At 39.8% G+C, this 18,481-nt stretch carries 17 protein-coding genes and 1 riboswitch; of the genes, 11 read left to right on the top strand and 6 right to left on the bottom strand.

Going from position 1 to position 18,481, the window contains the following annotated elements:
- Positions 1-12: 12 nt before the first annotated feature.
- Both ACFW0C_RS06705 and purB read left to right on the top strand, forming a co-directional pair.
- Complete coding sequence (locus tag ACFW0C_RS06705; RefSeq protein ID WP_378106377.1) at positions 13-1,101, top strand: hypothetical protein; 1,089 nt, start codon at positions 13-15, stop codon at positions 1,099-1,101.
- A gap of 147 nt (positions 1,102-1,248) precedes the next feature.
- Positions 1,249-2,550 (top strand): adenylosuccinate lyase, encoded by a 1,302-nt coding sequence (gene purB / locus ACFW0C_RS06710; RefSeq protein ID WP_378106379.1) that lies wholly within the window; start codon positions 1,249-1,251, stop codon positions 2,548-2,550.
- 223 nt (positions 2,551-2,773) lie between these two features.
- Here purB and ACFW0C_RS06715 read toward each other — a convergent pair whose 3' ends face one another.
- From ACFW0C_RS06715 to ACFW0C_RS06730, 4 genes are all read right to left on the bottom strand, one after another.
- Positions 2,774-3,643, bottom strand: coding sequence for a helix-turn-helix domain-containing protein (locus ACFW0C_RS06715; RefSeq protein ID WP_378106381.1), 870 nt, complete (start codon positions 3,641-3,643; stop codon positions 2,774-2,776).
- Positions 3,644-3,765: 122 nt separating this feature from the next.
- Positions 3,766-4,656 (bottom strand): 4-hydroxy-tetrahydrodipicolinate synthase, encoded by an 891-nt coding sequence (gene dapA / locus ACFW0C_RS06720; RefSeq protein WP_290491716.1) that lies wholly within the window; start codon positions 4,654-4,656, stop codon positions 3,766-3,768.
- A gap of 169 nt (positions 4,657-4,825) precedes the next feature.
- Positions 4,826-4,974: riboswitch (Lysine riboswitch) on the bottom strand.
- Positions 4,975-5,065: 91 nt separating this feature from the next.
- Positions 5,066-6,229 carry an alanine racemase gene (alr, locus tag ACFW0C_RS06725; RefSeq protein WP_378106383.1) on the bottom strand — a complete coding sequence of 388 codons (1,164 nt, stop codon included), beginning with the start codon at positions 6,227-6,229 and terminating at the stop codon, positions 5,066-5,068.
- Between the two features lie 175 nt (positions 6,230-6,404).
- Complete coding sequence (locus tag ACFW0C_RS06730; RefSeq protein ID WP_378106385.1) at positions 6,405-6,950, bottom strand: aromatic acid exporter family protein; 546 nt, start codon at positions 6,948-6,950, stop codon at positions 6,405-6,407.
- Between the two features lie 130 nt (positions 6,951-7,080).
- Here ACFW0C_RS06730 and ACFW0C_RS06735 point away from each other — a divergent pair, with 130 nt between their 5' ends.
- Entirely contained in the window at positions 7,081-7,449 is a 369-nt protein-coding gene (locus ACFW0C_RS06735; protein ID WP_003142982.1) for a hypothetical protein, read from the top strand.
- 402 nt (positions 7,450-7,851) lie between these two features.
- Here the strand turns inward: ACFW0C_RS06735 and ACFW0C_RS06740 are convergent, their stop codons facing one another.
- Together ACFW0C_RS06740 and ACFW0C_RS06745 are read right to left on the bottom strand one after the other, a co-directional pair.
- Positions 7,852-8,964, bottom strand: a complete 1,113-nt coding sequence (locus tag ACFW0C_RS06740) for a M24 family metallopeptidase (RefSeq protein WP_378106387.1) — start codon at positions 8,962-8,964, stop codon at positions 7,852-7,854.
- 17 nt (positions 8,965-8,981) lie between these two features.
- On the bottom strand, positions 8,982-9,773 hold the full coding sequence (locus ACFW0C_RS06745) for a hydrolase (protein ID WP_378106389.1): 792 nt from the start codon (positions 9,771-9,773) through the stop codon (positions 8,982-8,984).
- Between the two features lie 313 nt (positions 9,774-10,086).
- On the opposite strand from ACFW0C_RS06745, the gene ACFW0C_RS06750 reads away from it, so the two are divergent.
- The 8 genes from ACFW0C_RS06750 to ACFW0C_RS06785 all read left to right on the top strand — a co-directional run bounded on the left by ACFW0C_RS06750 (position 10,087) and on the right by ACFW0C_RS06785 (position 18,458).
- Positions 10,087-10,815, top strand: a complete 729-nt coding sequence (locus tag ACFW0C_RS06750) for an amino acid ABC transporter ATP-binding protein (RefSeq protein ID WP_378106489.1) — start codon at positions 10,087-10,089, stop codon at positions 10,813-10,815.
- A 35-nt stretch (positions 10,816-10,850) separates the two neighbouring features.
- Entirely contained in the window at positions 10,851-11,666 is an 816-nt protein-coding gene (locus ACFW0C_RS06755) for a glutamate ABC transporter substrate-binding protein (protein ID WP_378106391.1), read from the top strand.
- 13 nt (positions 11,667-11,679) lie between these two features.
- On the top strand, positions 11,680-12,333 hold the full coding sequence (locus ACFW0C_RS06760) for an amino acid ABC transporter permease (RefSeq protein WP_378106393.1): 654 nt from the start codon (positions 11,680-11,682) through the stop codon (positions 12,331-12,333).
- 16 nt (positions 12,334-12,349) lie between these two features.
- Positions 12,350-13,042 carry an amino acid ABC transporter permease gene (locus ACFW0C_RS06765; RefSeq protein WP_378106395.1) on the top strand — a complete coding sequence of 231 codons (693 nt, stop codon included), beginning with the start codon at positions 12,350-12,352 and terminating at the stop codon, positions 13,040-13,042.
- 416 nt (positions 13,043-13,458) lie between these two features.
- Positions 13,459-14,175 carry a TraX family protein gene (locus ACFW0C_RS06770; RefSeq protein WP_378106396.1) on the top strand — a complete coding sequence of 239 codons (717 nt, stop codon included), beginning with the start codon at positions 13,459-13,461 and terminating at the stop codon, positions 14,173-14,175.
- Between the two features lie 52 nt (positions 14,176-14,227).
- Positions 14,228-15,610: a Sapep family Mn(2+)-dependent dipeptidase gene (locus tag ACFW0C_RS06775; protein ID WP_378106398.1), complete on the top strand. Its 1,383-nt coding sequence runs from the start codon at positions 14,228-14,230 to the stop codon at positions 15,608-15,610.
- A gap of 21 nt (positions 15,611-15,631) precedes the next feature.
- Positions 15,632-16,306, top strand: a complete 675-nt coding sequence (rpiA, locus tag ACFW0C_RS06780) for a ribose-5-phosphate isomerase RpiA (RefSeq protein ID WP_378106400.1) — start codon at positions 15,632-15,634, stop codon at positions 16,304-16,306.
- A gap of 997 nt (positions 16,307-17,303) precedes the next feature.
- Complete coding sequence (locus ACFW0C_RS06785; RefSeq protein WP_378106401.1) at positions 17,304-18,458, top strand: hydroxymethylglutaryl-CoA synthase; 1,155 nt, start codon at positions 17,304-17,306, stop codon at positions 18,456-18,458.
- Positions 18,459-18,481 lie beyond the last annotated feature (23 nt).

The following is an 18,481-nucleotide window of genomic DNA, read 5'->3' on the forward strand; positions in this document are numbered from 1 at the left end:
GGAGACGAGCTTATGGATAAGGACCAAGAAAAACTTATACAAAGAATTCAAGCTGTGCCAACTGATGATTACAGCTACTGCATTCAAGTTATCTCTAAAATTTTAAGAGATAACCACAAACACACCAGCGATGATGAATTTATTAAAGCCTTTAATGAAGTGATGACGGAAAAATTCCCGAATCAATCAACAGATTACAATCAAATGATTGCTGAAATTAAAATGCAAGATGATGTCGAATTCGTTAAACGCATTCGCAATATTATGGCAATCGATCCAGTCCGCGCCAATTTTGAAATGTCATTATATATTCGCCGGATGGAAGACGATTTCGACCAATTCACACCTAAGAAAAACATAAAAAACTTAAGTATCTATGAGGAATTAGACTTATTCCAGTTTATTTACCATAATGAACCAGGTCTAGAATTAGCACCAACAACGCGTGACTATGCTGGGATGTATGTAGAATATGCCAAGGTGCAAATTCAAGCCAATGAATGGCGTGAAGCGATTGACTCATACCAACAAGCCTTATTATGGAATCCCTATGATGTAGACACTATCTACGCCTTAGCGGAACTATACCAAGAAATGGAACAGTACGGGATGTCTTACCCAACCGTTCTTAATGGCTTGAGTTATTCACTTAGAGTGGAAGACCTAGCTTATGGTTTTGCCTTAATTGGGGATTTCTATTACCATAAAGAAGACTTTGAGAAAGCCTACATGTTATACCATATTTCACTGATGTGGAATGAAAATGATAATGCCAGAGCAGGTTTAGAAGTCTTAGCAGAATTAGACCGTGAGTGGCCTGCAATTCTTGAAGGCAAGGAACAAGAAGCCTTCCTTGACGATCTGGGCTTAAACGACTACCCATCAGTGGATATGTTAACTGCTTTAAAAGAAGCCGCATTCCGCTTTAACGAGCACGGCGAATATGAAGCGGCCTACGAATATTTAGCCATTTATGAAGATATTCTGGGCAATGTTGACCCGCAAGTGACGGCAGTTTTAGACCAACTAGAAGCTGACCACCCTGATTTATTGATGGAAGAATTGGACCATGATCACGATCACCACCACCACCATCATTAAGCTATAAAAATTACAGAGACGAGACCAATTTGAGATTCATATCGGGACTCGTCTTTTTTTTTGCGAAAAATAATCACTGCCAGAAAGCTGGCTTGTGATATAATTGTTGCGTACAAAAATTGAGCGCGTGCAATAAAGGAGAATGTTATGATACCTAGATATACCCGTCCTGAAATGGGGCAAATCTGGTCACAAGAAAATAAATATGCCTCTTGGTTGGAAGTTGAAATTCTTGCAACAGAGGCATGGGCAGCCTTAGGGGAAGTCCCTAAAGAGGATGCGCAAGCTATTCGTGAAAAGGCCACTTTTGATACAAAACGAGTGGAAGAAATTGAAAAAGAAACCCGTCATGATGTGGTTGCCTTTACCCGTAATGTGTCTGAATCATTGGGCGAAGAACGTAAATGGGTGCATTATGGCTTAACGTCTACGGATGTTGTGGATACGGCTCAAGGTTACCAATTAAAACAAGCAAATGATTTAATTCGTAAAGGTTTAGACCGATTCTTGCAGGTGTTAAAAGCACGTGCGATTGAACATAAATATACTGTTACGATGGGGCGTACCCATGGTGTTCATGCTGAACCAACGACTTTTGGTTTGAAAGTAGCGCGTTGGTATTCAGAATGTAAACGAAATATCCAACGTTTTGAAGCGGCTGCGCGCGGTGTTGAAGCAGGTAAAATTTCTGGTGCAGTAGGTACATACGCCAATGTACCGCCATTTATTGAGACTTATGTGTGTGAACACCTAGGCATTAACCCACAAGAGATTTCAACGCAAATCCTACCACGTGACCTACATGCTGAATATATTTCATCACTCGCTTTAATTGCTACAATGATAGAAAATATTGCGACAGAAGTCCGTTCACTACAAAAATCGGAAACACGTGAAGTGGAGGAATTCTTTGCAAAAGGGCAAAAAGGGTCAAGCGCAATGCCACATAAGCGTAACCCAATCGGTTCAGAAAACATGGCTGGATTAGCCCGTGTTGTTCGCGGACATGTGATGACTGCTTATGAAAACGTGACTTTATGGCATGAAAGAGATATCTCTCATTCATCTGCCGAACGGATTATCCTACCAGATACAACGATCTTAGTAGATTATATGTTAAATCGTTTCGCAAACATTATGGAAAAACTCACCGTCTTCCCTGAAAATATGAAACGCAACATGGATGCTACTCACGGTTTAATCTACTCACAACGTGTATTGCTAAAATTGGTTGATGCAGGCTTATCACGCGAAGCAGCCTACGATTTAGTTCAACCATTAACAGCAATCGCTTGGGACGAAGGCAAGCACTTTAAAGGGCTTGTCGAAGCCAATGAAGAAATCGCTAGTCACCTAGACCAAGCAGCTATTGAAGACGCCTTCGACTACCACTACCACATCCAAAAAGTGGATGATATCTTCAAAAAATTAGGACTAGTTGAAAAATAATTTAATGCAAAACCGCAATGACAGCATACAAAAGGTCACAGTACTTAACCCAGATTAGGGCAAGTACCGTGACCTTTTTTGTTGGTATACGAAAAACTTGTTGCTAGTAGCAGGACTCATCATTATTTTTGCCCGAGGATAGACTATACCTTTCATCCTACTTTTAAGGCAACGATAGGTAAAGAAACAGTAGAAGGCTGAACATAATCAAAAAAGGAGATGCTTACGATTCTCCTTTTTTTGGTACCTCATGCGGTCTAATATGATAATGCTTAATAAAGGCTCTATAGAAGTTACTATAATCATTAAAGCCAGCTTTTTGCCATGACTCTGTGATAGACAAGCCACTTTCTATCAAGGTATAGGCATAGCCCAACCGCAAGTCCAAGATGAATTGATATATGGTTGAATGGAAGTAAGGCTGGAATACTCGGTTGACAGTTGACGTTGAAATGTCGAACTTGTCTGCAATGTCTTGAAGGGTTAAGTCTTTTCGGTAGGAATCAACAATAAAATGTTTAATTTCGTAGGCTAAAATCTCTCTTTCAGACATCTCTAACCGGTTTTGGTTTGAAGCAGAACAAAGTCGATACAATTCAAGGAATATGGTCGATACTATACTAAAGACCATTTTCTTTTGAATGTTGTCTTCAGGCCGTTTCAATTCCAACTGTAATTGAATCAAAGTTTGTAGTAGATGTTGCCAAGTGACGAAAGAGAAGCTGAAGACATGTGGTTCATCAAAAATGTGTTTAATTTCAGGTGTTTCCACAAAATCATTGGCAATGGCATCTATGTAAGGTTCGCCTAGGGATAAAATATAGGCGTATATTTTTTCTTCTGTTGGTTTATGGTCATCAACTTGAGGACTACAATCTTTTTCCGGTAAGATTAACCGTCTCATAATCGGTTCAGGTAAGACAACAATTTGGCGCACTGAGACGTCAATTTTTTTGTCGGCTAACTCAATAGAGAAGGGTCTAAGAGGAATCAAGAGTTCGTTTCGATGAAAAGAAGAACGATTATAAATGTCAACCATTTGCTGATCAACTTTTTTCAGTTTGATTCGAAATGGTGGTGTTCCAGTTGGCATAAATCAAAGCTCCTATTTTAAATATTCAATCTATCACTTATCAGTAGCAATAAAAGAAAGGGCGTGCACTGATAAGTTACACACCCTTTAATATACCACAATTTACTTTAGAATTGAAAAGACTATATCAAATTCAATCGTTTCATTTCAGCTTCTAGTGCAGCCACTGTTTCTTCTTGGGCAGGGACCAGTGGTAGACGCACTGAACCTGTATCGAAACCAAGCATGGACATGGCTTTTTTGATTGGAATTGGATTTGGCTCACTGAATAAAATGTCGATTAATGGTTTAAAAGCTGTTTGAATTTCAGCCGCTTTTTTAAAGTCACCATTTAAGGCATAATGCGTCATTTCGTGTACTTGTTTTGGTGCAATATTAGCCAAAACAGAAATCACCCCATGGCCACCCAAACTCATTAATGGAATAACTGTATCGTCGTTACCAGAGTACACATCAAAATCAGGACCGACGTGGTAGCGCGCATCTACTGCATTGGCTAAATCACCAGTTGCATCTTTAATGGCAACAATGTTATCGATGTTTTTAAGTTCCGACAATGTTTTAGGGGCAATAGACATTCCTGTACGACCTGGTACATCATATAAGATAATCGGCGTTGTTTTCACAGCATCTGCAATGGCGCTATAATGCGCCAATAAACCAGCTTGGCTCGTTTTTAAATAATAAGGCGTTACAGATAGAATAGCATCTGCACCTGCGGCTACACAGTCTTTCGTTAATTGGATTCCGTGGGCAGTATCATTAGAACCAGCACCGGCTATCACGGGTACCCGGCCATTGACTTTTTCCACGCAGAATTTTACTAATTCAACTTGTTCTTCGTCAGTTTGTGTTGAAGCTTCACCAGTTGTTCCTGCAACGACAATGGCATCTGTACCATTTTCAATTTGAAATTCAATCAACTCCGCAAACACATCGTAATTGATATTTTGTTCTAATGAATTATCATAAGGGGTAACGATGGCTACCGCAGAACCTTTAAAAATTGTCATGAGAATCCTCCTATATTGTGTGCAATTTGTAATTGTTTTTATGAAAAAACGATCAGATAGCTTGAGTATAAAAAAAGGCAGACAAGAGCATCACTCTATGTCTACCTAGGAAAACGTGTCAAAAAATACTGATAGCATTCAATAATCCTAACAGTTTTTAATCCCTAGCATAAGACAAGCGCTCCGCACCTTAATGGGTATTAAGGTTTGACAGGGATAACCCTCTTAGGTATTACCCCCAACACAGAAAATCTGCATTTCGGCACAACCACCTTTCACCATCGGCTACTGATTGGTTGCGCATCCTCTATATCTATACTTTCTATTCGTATAATCGTTAGTTTAAAACTAACATGACTACCAATTAAAGGCAAGGGCTAAATGAAAAAACTATTAGATTTCGCAATCGTTATTTCATTTTCTTTTTCTTATTAGACGTATAAGCTCTGGGCAATCGTTGACTTAAATTCGTCAATACTTCATGGGCAATCGTTCCAGCATGACTAGCAACGTCCACCACATCAACAGTTTGGCCGCCATTTGTCCCAATTAAGGTCACTTTAGCGCCCACAGGCATCTCATGGGGTAGGCGAATAATCATCTGGTCCATACAGATCCGGCCCACGCTCGGACACCGCTCGCCGTCAACAATGGCATCCAATCCCAAATAATTTCTTTGCCAGCCGTCCGCGTAGCCAATCGGTAGGGTAGCCACCCATTCATCCGAACCAGCCACATAATCAGCCCCGTAGGAAATCGTATCGCCCGCATGCATTTGTTTGACGTAGATAATTTCCGTCTCCAAGGTTAATGCTTGCTTGAAATCAACCGGCGACGCCACATCTTCCATACTTGGAATGGAACCGTATAAGCCCAGGCCAAGTCGCGCAACATCCAAAGTTTTTTCCGGGTACCAAAGGCTTAAGGCAGAGTTTGATTGATGGAAAAGGGGAGTGTACCCTAATGCTGAGTAGTCCAATTTCCCAAGCAAACTTTCAAAAAAGTCAGATTGGGCTTGAACCTTATCCTTACCATGGTCAGTGAAGGAATCAGCTGTAGCATAGTGGGTAAAGACTGAAGCCAACTTAAATTTCTTCGGATGTTTGGCAATGTAATCAATGATTTTCTGTGCTTCTTTAGCAGACCGCACGCCAATCCGTCCCATCCCAGAATCCACTTTAAGGTGGACATTCAATTGATGAAGGCGAGAAAAGTCTTTATCGTGTTTCTTGGCATATTTTAAATAGTCTAAGCTAGACACTGTCACACCAATTTCTAAATTGGCTAAAAGCCAAGCGTCGTCTGGATCAGTCAAGCCTAAAATCATGATAGGGGCAATAATCCCAGCGTCTCTTAATTCTAATGCTTCATCCGCAACCGCGACCGCAAAACCGTCGGCACCGCGAGATTGGAGGGCGTCGGCTATTTTGACGGCACCTAAACCATAGCCGTCAGCCTTAACAACTGCCATGACAGCTTTATTACCGATATGCTTTTTAATAGCGAAATAATTATGAATAATCGCATCTAGAGACACGATGGCCTTACTAGGGCGATGATAACCAATGGTCATAGTTTAAACCTCTCTTTAATCACATGGATTGATTGAAATAGATAGTAAATGACGTTAATACCGCGCATTCCACTTCTCATTTATTATACCACTTGTGGGTAAAAACTCGAAAGAAGGGTCTCTAACTTAAGGAAAAGCTAAGTTAGTCCAATCCTAAGCTCACCTTAGTGGTCATTTAAATTTTATCAGAGGTAGAGATTTGTAGAAACTTCGGTACATAACTATTGTAAGTAAGGATCCAAGGAACAACTCGGTCTCTTGGAAAAATGTACTCGATACCAACAGCGACAATGGCTCCCAAGAAGGTATCTAACACCCGAAGTAGGGCATAGACATATTGGTTGTGCTCTGGAATATTGAAGACAATGACAAGGAAAGTGGCGCTACCACCAATAACCCCTTGTGGATTCTTAACGAGAAGGTTAGTTTGAATCGTAATTAAAATACCTAAACCGCCTAAAAGTGCAGTAATCAAATAATGGTCAGGCAATAACTTATGTAAAAAAATATAAACTAATGAGGCAAAAGCCCCACAAACAATGGCTAAGGTTCTACGCAAACCAAAAGAAAGCGACGAAGTGACGTTAGCCCTTTGTGAAAATACCGCTGAAAGGGCAGCAATTTGCGGGTCAATAGGGATAAATGCTGAAATAAGAACAATAATAAAGACACTCAATGAAGTCTTTAGGGTCCGCATACCAATATGAAAACTTTGTTTCACTGAAATAAGCTCCTTTAATTAAGAGGGAAAGTTGAAAAATTTCCCTTCTCTACAATTTGAAATTTCTTGTAAATAGATTATACTAGGAATACTGGATAAAATGAACTAAATAATAAAGGTGGTGCATCAGGTGAAGCGGCAAACATATCGCCAAGCGAAAAAAGCGCTTGAACGCGAGAAGAAGAATAACCAAAAAAAGTATGGAAATCCTTTTTCAGATGACATTAAATCCTCAGTACCTGAGACAACACTCACACAGGATACTGCTGAATTTAACGTCGAAACGTTTGCGGAAACACCTGTGCCAAAAGAAACCTTCCAAGACTTAGACACCAATGAAATCTTCTTCGAAAGACAAAAACAAAAACAATACTTTTGGTCTGGTTCAAGCAATCACTCCCGCAAAGTACTGGTATGGATTATTCTAGCCCTCGCCATCCTAGCAGTAGTCTTGCTCGGACCGCGCGTTTTCGAATTCTTCCAAATGATCTTTAAGTAGAAAAGGTGCGACAGAAGTCGTTTAGAAATAAAACACTAGAATAATAGTAAAAAGCGCCCTTCACTTGTCGTGATGGGCGCTTTTTGAAGCTTATCATTTAAATATTTGGCATCATAAAATGAAAAATAGGGTATTGGTGGACTGTGTAACCAGTATTATTTTGGTTGTTTCTTAAAAGAGAAGCGATTGAAATGGCAGATACACCAAATCAGCAAGTCATAGGAAGAAGCGTTAGGAGGAGTTTCTTCATTTACCTGGCACGTCGTGTATATAAGTAGACTAGTATTTAGATGAAAAGTGGTTAGGATCCTGTAATATGAAATAAATCTAAATTACTACATAGGGTAGATGAATATTAATCTAAAAAACACGACGACTGTCGTGTTTTTAGTGTGCAATGTTTTATTTTGGTTGAATAATAAGCATATCTTTGGTGAAGTGGTTCAAGTTTTCAGTGCCACCATCATGCGCGATTACTAAATCTTCAATACGAACGGCTGTATTACCAGTCAGGTAAACACCGGGTTCGATTGAGAAGATATTGCCATCTTTAATGGTATCTGTATTAGCTTTTGACACATCGCCTTTCTCATGAACTTCGCGTCCGATGAAATGGCCTAGTCGGTGGGTAAATTGATCACCATATCCTTGGGCTGTAATGTAATCACGCGCTGCAGCGTCCACATTCGCCAAAGTTTCGCCAACCTTGACAGCGTTAATACCACGTAAATTGGCTTCAAGCACGATGTCATAAACCCTTTTGGCTTCAGCACTAGGCTCACCGTAATAAACGGTACGGGTCATGTCGGAACAGTATTCTTCATGTTTACAGCCGATATCAATGACAATCGAATCACCCAGTTTCGGCAAGGTATGGTCAGATTCATGGTGTGGGTCAGCACCGTTTGAACCGTAGGCGATAATGGGTTCGAATGAAAAGCCGGCATCTGCGCCTTCTTCATCGTAAATACGGGCTAATTGATCTACTGCAGCCAATTCGTCTAAACCAAGTGGTAAGACTTCTTCGATTAAACGAGCCATGGCACGGTCGTTAATATCTGAAGCTTTACGCATTTTTTCTTGTTCCTCATCGGTTTTAATGGCTCTTTGTGCATCCACTAAGTCAGAACCTACTTCAAAAGTGGCCTGGTTGTATGTTTTGGCGATGGCTAATAGTTGGTCAGCCCGCCACAATTTATCCACGCCGATTCGTAGTGGGGCGTCGGTTGCTGGGAAATCCGCTAGATTTGCAAAGGCTTCAGCGATTGTGTAGTTATCATCCACCCAAGTGACGTCAACATCAGCTAATTCGTCGAATACAAATAGTTTGTTAGCGATAATTTGTGGACCTTTGTCCGGCTGTATAATCAATAACCAAAAACGTTCCATGGGGTCAAAAATGACACCAGTGTAGTAGTCGATGGATGCCTTGTCGCTAATGATTAGGGCATCTAAGTTGTGGTTTTTAACTTGTTGTTGAATGGTTGTTAGTCTGTTGCTATGTTCTTGATCCATATATCCTCCATCTCTTCTTACAGATAGCCGTCAGAAGAATCTTCATTATATTTCTCTTCAGCTTCTGGATGTTCCTCAATATATTCCTCAAATTCATGTAAGGTCATACCATCATGGGTTTCAAGGAAGTCCTCGCGGCGGTCTTTACGGTATTTGACCATTTTTTCTTTAAATATTTCACCAGTAGTCGGCGGTGTCCAGGAAACGGCGTTAGCGCCTGCTTCAATTACCTTACGAATGGTGTCTTCATTATTACCACCAGTTGCGATAATCGGCACATCTGGGAAATCCCGGCGAATCCGTTCAACGATAGCGGCTGTTTCTTTGCCCCCTGAAACGTTAAGGATATCCGCACCGGCAGAAATTCGGGCTTCGATATCGTTATAGGCAGAGACAACTGTCGCTACAATTGGGGAGTCGACTGTGTGCTCAATATCTAGAATATTTTCTGCGGTCATCGGCGCATTCACCACCACCCCTTGGACCCCTGTCGCTTCGGCAAAAAGGGCAATATCTACGCTACGCTTACCCTGAGTTGTACCGCCACCAACACCGGCAAATACAGGTTGACTGGCTACTGATGTCACTGCTGAAATGATCGCAGGATGCGGGGAGAATGGGTAGACAGCTAAGACGGCATCCGCATTACAGTATAGGATTGTGGCGACGTCAGTTGTAAAGACAAATGATTTTAAAGTTCGTCCAAAAACGCGAATACCGGATGCTTCATTAATAACTTCTGGCACCATCACCATATCGCTTCTAAACTGAGAAGAGATATTTTGAGAGCCGTTTTTTGGTTGATTCAACGCTATAACCTCCATTTAATTGATTGAATGGGTGTTTCAGATAGTTTTAGTCTTATTATAGTACTTATATAAAAAGAATGACAATTCAAAATCTCGACATGGCGTCATATCAAGTAAAAAAGTGCTCAAATGATTCAAATATGAAATATAAAATAACATTGGTGCCCAAACATGTTAAGAAATCTATCAAATAAGTTGACACTTGCTTAAGAAATGATTAGAATTATTTTATCTTTATGCAAGAATCCTGTTTACATTCAAGTTTATTGCAATTGTATTCAAAAGGAAAAATCAAATAAGAAGAGGTGCTATGATGATTACATTTGATCATGTTGAAAAATATTATGGTAAATTCCACGCGTTGAAAGACATTAATCTGAAGATAAATGAGGGTGAAGTTGTGACCTTGATTGGACCTTCTGGTTCTGGTAAATCAACGTTGATTCGGACGATAAATGCTTTAGAGAAGGTAGACTCAGGCCATTTGATTGTTGACGGTAAAGATATTACAGACCGCAACACTGACATCCGTCAAATTCGTCGCGACTGCGGTATGGTGTTCCAACATTTCGAATTATATCCTCACATGACGGTGTTAGAAAACGTGACATTAGCACCTTTAAAAGTCTTGAAGAAAACCGATAAAGACGCCCAAGATAGAGCAGAGCGTTTATTACAACGTGTAAACATGTGGGATAAACGTGATGCTTACCCAGGTCAATTATCTGGTGGGCAAAAACAACGTGTGGCCATCGCTCGTGGCCTAGCTATGCGTCCAAAAATGATGCTATTTGACGAGCCAACTTCAGCCCTTGACCCAGAAATGGTTGGGGAAGTATTGGACCAAATGAAACGTATCGCTTTTGAGGACAACATGACTATGGTTGTTGTAACGCATGAGATGGGCTTTGCCAAAGAAGTATCGAATAGAACCATCTTTATGGCAGACGGAGAAATTTTAGAAGACCGTCCATCAAAAGAGTTCTTCGAAGATCCTCATGATGAACGGGCCATTCAATTCCTAAGCAAGATCTTAGTCTAATCACCAAGTCACGCTTAAGAAAAGAGGGAAATACTATGAAAAAACTATGGCGAATTGTCGCGCTAGTGGCTTTTGCTTTCTTGGCTACGGCTTGTACAAGCACTGCTGCTAGCCAACAGGATATTGCTGAGCGAATCGACAGCGAAGCCTACCCGGTCATCACTTGGGGGGTAAAAGTCGATACCAACTTATTTGGGAAATATAATATTGAGGAAAATCGTATCGAAGGTTTTGATATCGATATGGCGAAAGAGATTACTAAGCGTGTCGGTGGGGAAAATGCCGAAGCTGAATTTGTTGAGGTAACCTCTAAAACCCGTATTCCTTTACTGAAAAACGGGAACGTAGATGCTTTGATTGCAACCATGACCATCACAGAAGATCGGTTAAAACAAGTTGACTTTAGTCAAGTGTACTTTGATGCCGGGCAAGCCTTGATGGTACCTGAAGATTCTGATATCGAAGGTGTTGAGAGCTTGACAAGTGAACATACCATTTTGGCGGTAAAAGGGTCTACATCAGCCCAACGAATTAAAGAAGCAGCGCCGGATGCGAATATCTTAGAGTTAGAAAACTACGCTGAAGCTTTCACGGCCTTAAAATCAGGTCAAGGGGACGCGATGACCACGGATAATGCTATTTTATTAGGAATCATGGAACAAAATCCAGGTTACAAAATTGCTGGATCAACCTTTACAAAAGAACCATATGGTATTGCCATCAACAAGGGCCAAGATGACTTCTTAAATGAAGTAAACCAAGCCATTGATGACATGGTAGCTGATGGTACGTATCAAGAAATATATGCAAAATGGTTTGGTGACGATACTGAGTCATCAATTGCAGAGTAGGGAGGTTGAGCACATGTTTGAATTATTAACAAATTATTCTGATTTAATTATTGAAGGATTTATCAATACCTTGATTGCATCAGTGATCGCTCTGATTGCTTCCTTAATTCTTGGTGGTTTAGTGGGAATTATCCAGACCTTAGAAAACAAGGTTTTAGCTAAAATTGGAGATATCTTTGTAGAATTTTTCCGTAATATTCCTTTATTGATTATTGTGATGTTTTTCTATGTAGTTATTCCTTTATACGGGATGGATATTACCGGATTCCAATCAGGGATTATCGGTTTAACACTTTATACATCAGCCTTTATCGCGGACGTTGTGCGTTCAGGGATTGAAGCTGTACCTAAAGGTCAAAGAGAAGCAGGTATTTCACAAGGGATGACTTATGTACAAACGATGCAGTACGTGGTTTTACCACAAGCTGTGAAAATTGTGATTCCACCATTAGGTAACCAATTTATCAACTTAGTGAAAAACTCTTCTATTCTAGCTATGGTAGCTGGGTTAGATTTAATGTATTACGGTGATTTAATTGCCAGTGAAACCTTTAATACTCTAGGGACTTACACAATGATCGCATGTATATACTTGGTCATTACAGTACCTTTAACTTTATTAGTTTCATATATTGAAAAACGATTAGCACAACAGGACGTACGTTAGAAAGGAGCGGTAATAGATGGATTTTGCAGGTGCATTTCAATGGATGAATATCCAGTTTTTACTTGATGGTCTATGGGTTACGCTTCAAGTAACGTTTTACGCTATCATCTTCTCGTTAATTTTAGGTGGTATCTTTGGAGTTGTTCGTTATATGGGGATTCCAATTTTATCTAAAGCTTTAGGGCTTGTTGTCGATATTATTCGTAACTTACCTTTACTATTGATTATCTTCTTTACTTATTTTGCTTTGCCACAATTAGGGATTCGCTTAAATATTTTCTGGGCAGCAGTAGGGGCCTTGACCATATTTGAATCAGCCATGATTTCAGAAATTATTCGTGGTGGATTGAATGCTATTCCAAAAGGGCAGGCAGAAGCAGGGATTTCAACCGGTTTAACCCGTGTTCAAACCTTGGTATATATTTTATTACCGCAAGCTGTGCGGTCAATGGCACCTTCGATTGTGTCGCAATTGATTGCCTTGATTAAAGATACATCGCTTGCGACAATCATTTCCTTACCGGAATTGACGCATAATGCGAAGATTATCTACAACCAAAATACAGCATATGTGATACCAATGTTTGTGATCATGACCTTCCTATATTGGTTGGTATGTTATACCTTGTCTAAATTTTCAAAATACCTATCAAACCGACGTTCTAGCAAGGCCACAGCAAAAGATGGCGCTTTGAAAACACCGGCATAGTATAGTTCAATCGGTTGGTCTTCGTTTTTCCTATCATAGCCTTTGAACTAGGATGCGAACCAGGGCGTTAAGACAGATATGCGTCAGATTCATCCTCCATCATCGCGAAGGTATGCTAGAAAAGCATCGGCTTTAGCCTTGAAGAAGTCGTGCTTTCAAAGGACCACAAGAATATGTAGGTTGATTGTAAAATAAGATATTTTTTTGACATTGGGCTTAAGTTGTTTCATGAAGCTGAAAACAGGTTAGGGACTCAAAAAAACATGTCTGTGTTCGATATTTTTTATATTAACAAGGGGTCGAGATTTTTTCTCGATCTTTTTATTTGCCCAAACAATGTGATAAATAAAGAAAAATGAAAAAACTATGATAAAATAACACCATCATGAAAATCGTAAAAAGAAGGAGGCGGTTGCTTGTCTCAAGCAATGAACGCACAGAATAAACAGGGTGGGCTTTCAGGTTCTACCTTGAAATGGATTGCCATGGTCACCATGATTATTGACCACATGGGTGCAGCCATTTTACTGCCTTTATTAAATAATGGACAACTAGAAAGTTTTCATTATTCCCTGGCTTATACGGCTTATACCAGCTTTCGGCTAATCGGGCGGATTGCTTTTCCGATATTTTGTTTCCTATTGGTTGAAGGTTTCTTCCATACCTCTAATAAACAAAAATACGCTATAAGGTTAGGGGCTTTTGCTTTGATATCGGAAATTCCTTTTAACCTAGCTATTAGTCAACAATTTTTTGATTTGGCCTATCAAAATGTATTCTTTACCTTATTGTTGGGGTTATTAGCAATCTGGTTGGCTAGTATAATGAAATTCCGCTGGCTAGGTATTATCGCTATCGTCTTATTAGCAATCGCTGCTGAATATTTCAATACGGATTACGGCATGTTCGGCGTTATTTTAATTGGTGTTCTTTATATCACCAGAGATCAACGATTCATCCAATCATTTGCTGGAGCTGTACTCGTTTTATGGGAAGTGACTGCACCGATATCTTTTGTAATGACCTACTGCTACAATGGACTAAGGGGTCGTTACAACGCCAAATGGCTGTATTGGATTTACCCGATTCATCTGCTGTTATTCGGCTTAATTGCCCGTTATTTCATCATTTAGCCTATTCAGATAACACAAAAAATTTAAAATTTAGAAAAACTAGGAGAATAATATGTTAGATAAAATAGATTTCGCACAATACATACCACAAATGATTGAAGACATCCAAGGTTTGGTCCGTATTCCATCTATTCGCGATGACGAGGCGGCTACAGCAGATGCACCTTATGGACCTGAAGTCCGCAAGGCACTAGATTTTATGCACGATTTAGCTGTCCGTGACGACATGAAAGTTGGGGATGTTTTCCCATATACCGTTCACATGGAACCCCAAAATGCGGGGACTAACCACCGGGTGGACGTTGCTAGTCATATTGACGTCGTACCTGTAGGAGCCTTGTCAAATTGGACCAAAGAACCATTTGGCGCTGAAATTGTCGACGGACGTATGTATGGCCGCGGAACATCAGATATGAAACGGAATGCCGTCTTGTCATACTATGCCGTTAAAATCTTGCAGGACTACCAAATTCCCTTAAAAAATACCATCCGTATCGTGATTGGGTCTGACGAAGAATCGGACATGACGGACATTCCACAATACGTAATTAAAGAAGGGGCGCCTGACTTCGCCATCACACCAGACGGGCAATTCCCATTACAAATCGGGGAAAAAGGAGCCACAACTTGGAACTTCAAGGGCGATTTAAAACTAGATACCATCATTAAAAGTGTAGTCGGCGGAGCCGGGTCAAATGTAGTGCCATCAGAAGCGACATTTGTCATCGCTGACACCTTAAATCTCGGTCTAGAAACTTATGCTCATAACAAACAATGGCCAATCGCTATCAAAGAAGAAAATGGCCAAACAATCCTAACTGTTTACGGCATTTCTGCCCACGCCTCAACACCAGAAGCAGGGGACTCAGCGATCACCCGTGGTTTTGAAATCATCGCCAATACCTATTCAGATGACTTGGCCAACAAGTGGACACGCCTATTTCGTCCTTATGATGGGTCAGGATTTGATGTAGCCCGTAACCACGAAATTATGGGGCCATTGACCTTAAACCAAGGTGTTATTGAGAAAACGGCAGATGGGCAAATTGCCTTTACCATTGATGTCCGTTACCCAACAAATATTACCGAACCGGAATTGACAGCCGCCTTCACCAAAGAATTCGCGGATATCCCATTTGTGAAATCCTTTGATACAGCACCAATACTATCTGACGTAAATTTACCAGCCAATCAACTATTATTAAATACCTTCCACAAACATTTCCCAGACCACGCTATTGAACCTATTATCTCTGGTGGGGTATCATATAGTAAAGTAATGCCGAATTGCGTATCATTTGGAATGAACTTCCAACATGATGCACATGTAGCGCACCAAGCAGATGAGTACATCGAAATGGATACATTAGAAGATTTATTAAAACTATACACAGACGCTTTCATCCAACTTGGTCAAGCAGATCATTTAGGGTAGGAAGACAAATAAGGGAGTCATATGGTGAACGAAAAAGAATTAGTTGGGGTTGCAGCAGCCCAATATGTTGAAGATGGTATGGTCGTTGGATTAGGCACAGGCTCAACAGCCTATTACCTGATTAGAGAACTAGGCAGACGGATGAAAGAGGAAGGCTTAACCTTTACCGGTGTACCAACCTCCATTCAGTCAGCCGAATTAGCAACCAGTCTAAACATTCCAATAGCCTCATTAAATGATGTCCCAGCCATTGATCTAACAATTGATGGCACAGACGAATTTGATCCAGCCTTAAACGGCATAAAAGGTGGCGGGGGTGCGCACCTGATTGAGAAAATTATCGCAGTGAATAGTGAACGCGTCATTTGGATTTGTGACCATAGCAAGCAAGTAGACCAACTAGGTGCTTTTCCACTGCCAATTGAGGTTATCCCAGCGGCTAGTCAACACCTATTCTATGCCTTTGAAGATAAAGCTTACGCCCCAACATTCCGTCAATTACCGGACGGCAGCAAATTTATCACCGATTCAGGCAACTACATCATAGACCTTCATTTAGAAAAAATAGTAGACGCAGTCAAGTTGGCTGACGAGTTGATTCAAATGGTCGGTGTTGTAGAACATGGCTTATTCTTAGGAATAGCGAACAAAGTCTTAATGGCTAATGATGGGCAAGTCGTAGAATTTAATGGGTAGTATATGCGTTAATATCGAGTTAGGTATTTTCCTAGCTCGATTTTTTTATGCAGTTTTTAATAAAGGGGAAAATATAAATTTAGACCGAAAATGAGTGAATGGAGGTGGGGGAATTTAAGAAGAGGAAGGTACTTTTACAAAGCAGTAAAATATTTTTAAATGATAGGACCTTGTTACACTGCTTCTCTTCTAAACATGATGACTGGATCATCATTTTTTCTTAAATGCTCAATATCATTGCGTATTTTGTTAATGATAGATATTCATAAAAAAACGTCAAAAAACAAAGAAAATCATTTTTTGACGTTTTAATCATAGTATATTCAATTAGCTATGCCTAATCATCATCTGAAATTAGAAAACCTTGTACAATCGTAAAAATGATTAAAAATAGATACCATAGTATTTTACGGTTTCTTTTTTTCTGTGCCTTACTAGTTGGCATATGCTTAACCCCCTTACAGATAAATAACTTTTTTGGTATGTCTTATTATACCATGAAAAAGATTAAATTTTAAAGTGATAGCCTATAAATAGGTATCTCCTTACATATCATTATAAAAAATTGCAATTATTGCCATTTTACTATTGAAAAATGTAAATGTTGGTTCTAAATCATTAGCGGTTATCAAAGAAAATGTTGAACGTATGGATTCGGTTGAACGCGGTGGAATTCCTGATGATGAAGTAATATTAGATGAATAATCACTCACGTTTCTTACGAAACTGCAGTAGCGGAATTTGATGCTACTGACGTCGTATCAAAGTAAGTCTTTTGATACCTGATTCCTCGTCACTAAAACAGTAACCAATTGACCAGACATGTGCCATTTAGGATAGGTAGGACAAATTGTCGTGTCTATCTTTTTTTATGAAAAAATTTGTTCAGAATTTCCTAAGAATGCTACAAATACGGATAGTGAGGGGAAACTATGATAAAATGATAGGTGATAAATTACGTTATACATATAAAAATGATGTTGGGAGAGTAACGAATATGAATATTGGTATAGATAAACTGCATTTCTTCACACCACATGTCTATGTGGATATGGAAGAACTGGCTGAAGCTAGAGATGTTGAGCCGGCGAAGTTTACAGTTGGTTTAGGTCAAACCCAGCAAGCAGTGGCACCCTTAACCCAAGATCCAGTTTCAATGGCAGCTAATGCAGCTTGGCCAATTTTAACAGCAGAAGATAAAGAGGCAATAGATTTCATTATTGTGGGATCAGAATCAGGTGTCGACCAATCAAAAGCAATGGCAGTCCATGTACACCAGCTTTTGGGGATTAACCCATTTGCTCGTGCTATTGAAATGAAAGAGGCATGTTATGCAGCAACTGTAGGTATTCAAACGGCGGTATCCCATATTGCTCGTCATCCTGAGTCAAAAGTCTTGGTGATTGCAACTGACATAGCTAGATACGGCTTGAATACGTCAGGAGAATCAACACAAGGGGCAGGTGCCGTGGCTATGCTAATCAGTAAAGACCCTCGTGTGGCTGTGATCAATGATGATGCTGTTTCTTACACTGGGGACATTTACGACTTCTGGCGTCCAAATTATTCTACATATGCCCAAGTAGATGGTAAATTCTCTAATGAACAATACCTCTTTTACTTAGAGACAGTGTGGACTGAATATAAAAAACGAACCAATAAAACGTTAGCTGACTTTAAGGCTTTAGCCTTCCATTTACCCTATTCAAAAATGGGCTTAAAAGGATTACGCCAATTATTGCCAGAAGTGGATGAAGCTAAACAAGCTAATCTAACCGACCAATTTGAAGCAAGTCGTATTTATAATAAACGCGTTGGTAACATCTATACAGGTTCTTTATATTTAAGCTTGATATCCTTGTTAGACCAAAGTCAAAATCTTGAAGCTGGGGACACTATTGGATTGTATTCTTATGGTTCAGGTGCAGTTGGTGAATTCTTCTCTATTTCTTTAGTAGATGGTTTCAAAGATATGCTAGCAGTAGATAGGCACGTAGCAATGTTAGACAATCGTGTACAATTATCCGTTGCCGATTATGAATTGATTTTCCAAGAAGAATTACCAACAGATGGTAGTCAATTAGTCTTATCTGAAGATGAAGAGCAATTCCAATTAGCCGGTGTTGAAGATCATAAACGACTATATAAATAAAGAAAATCGTTACCTACAAGAAG

The organism is Aerococcus sp. NPDC058936 (assembly GCF_042741995.1).
Lineage (GTDB): Bacteria > Bacillota > Bacilli > Lactobacillales > Aerococcaceae > Aerococcus.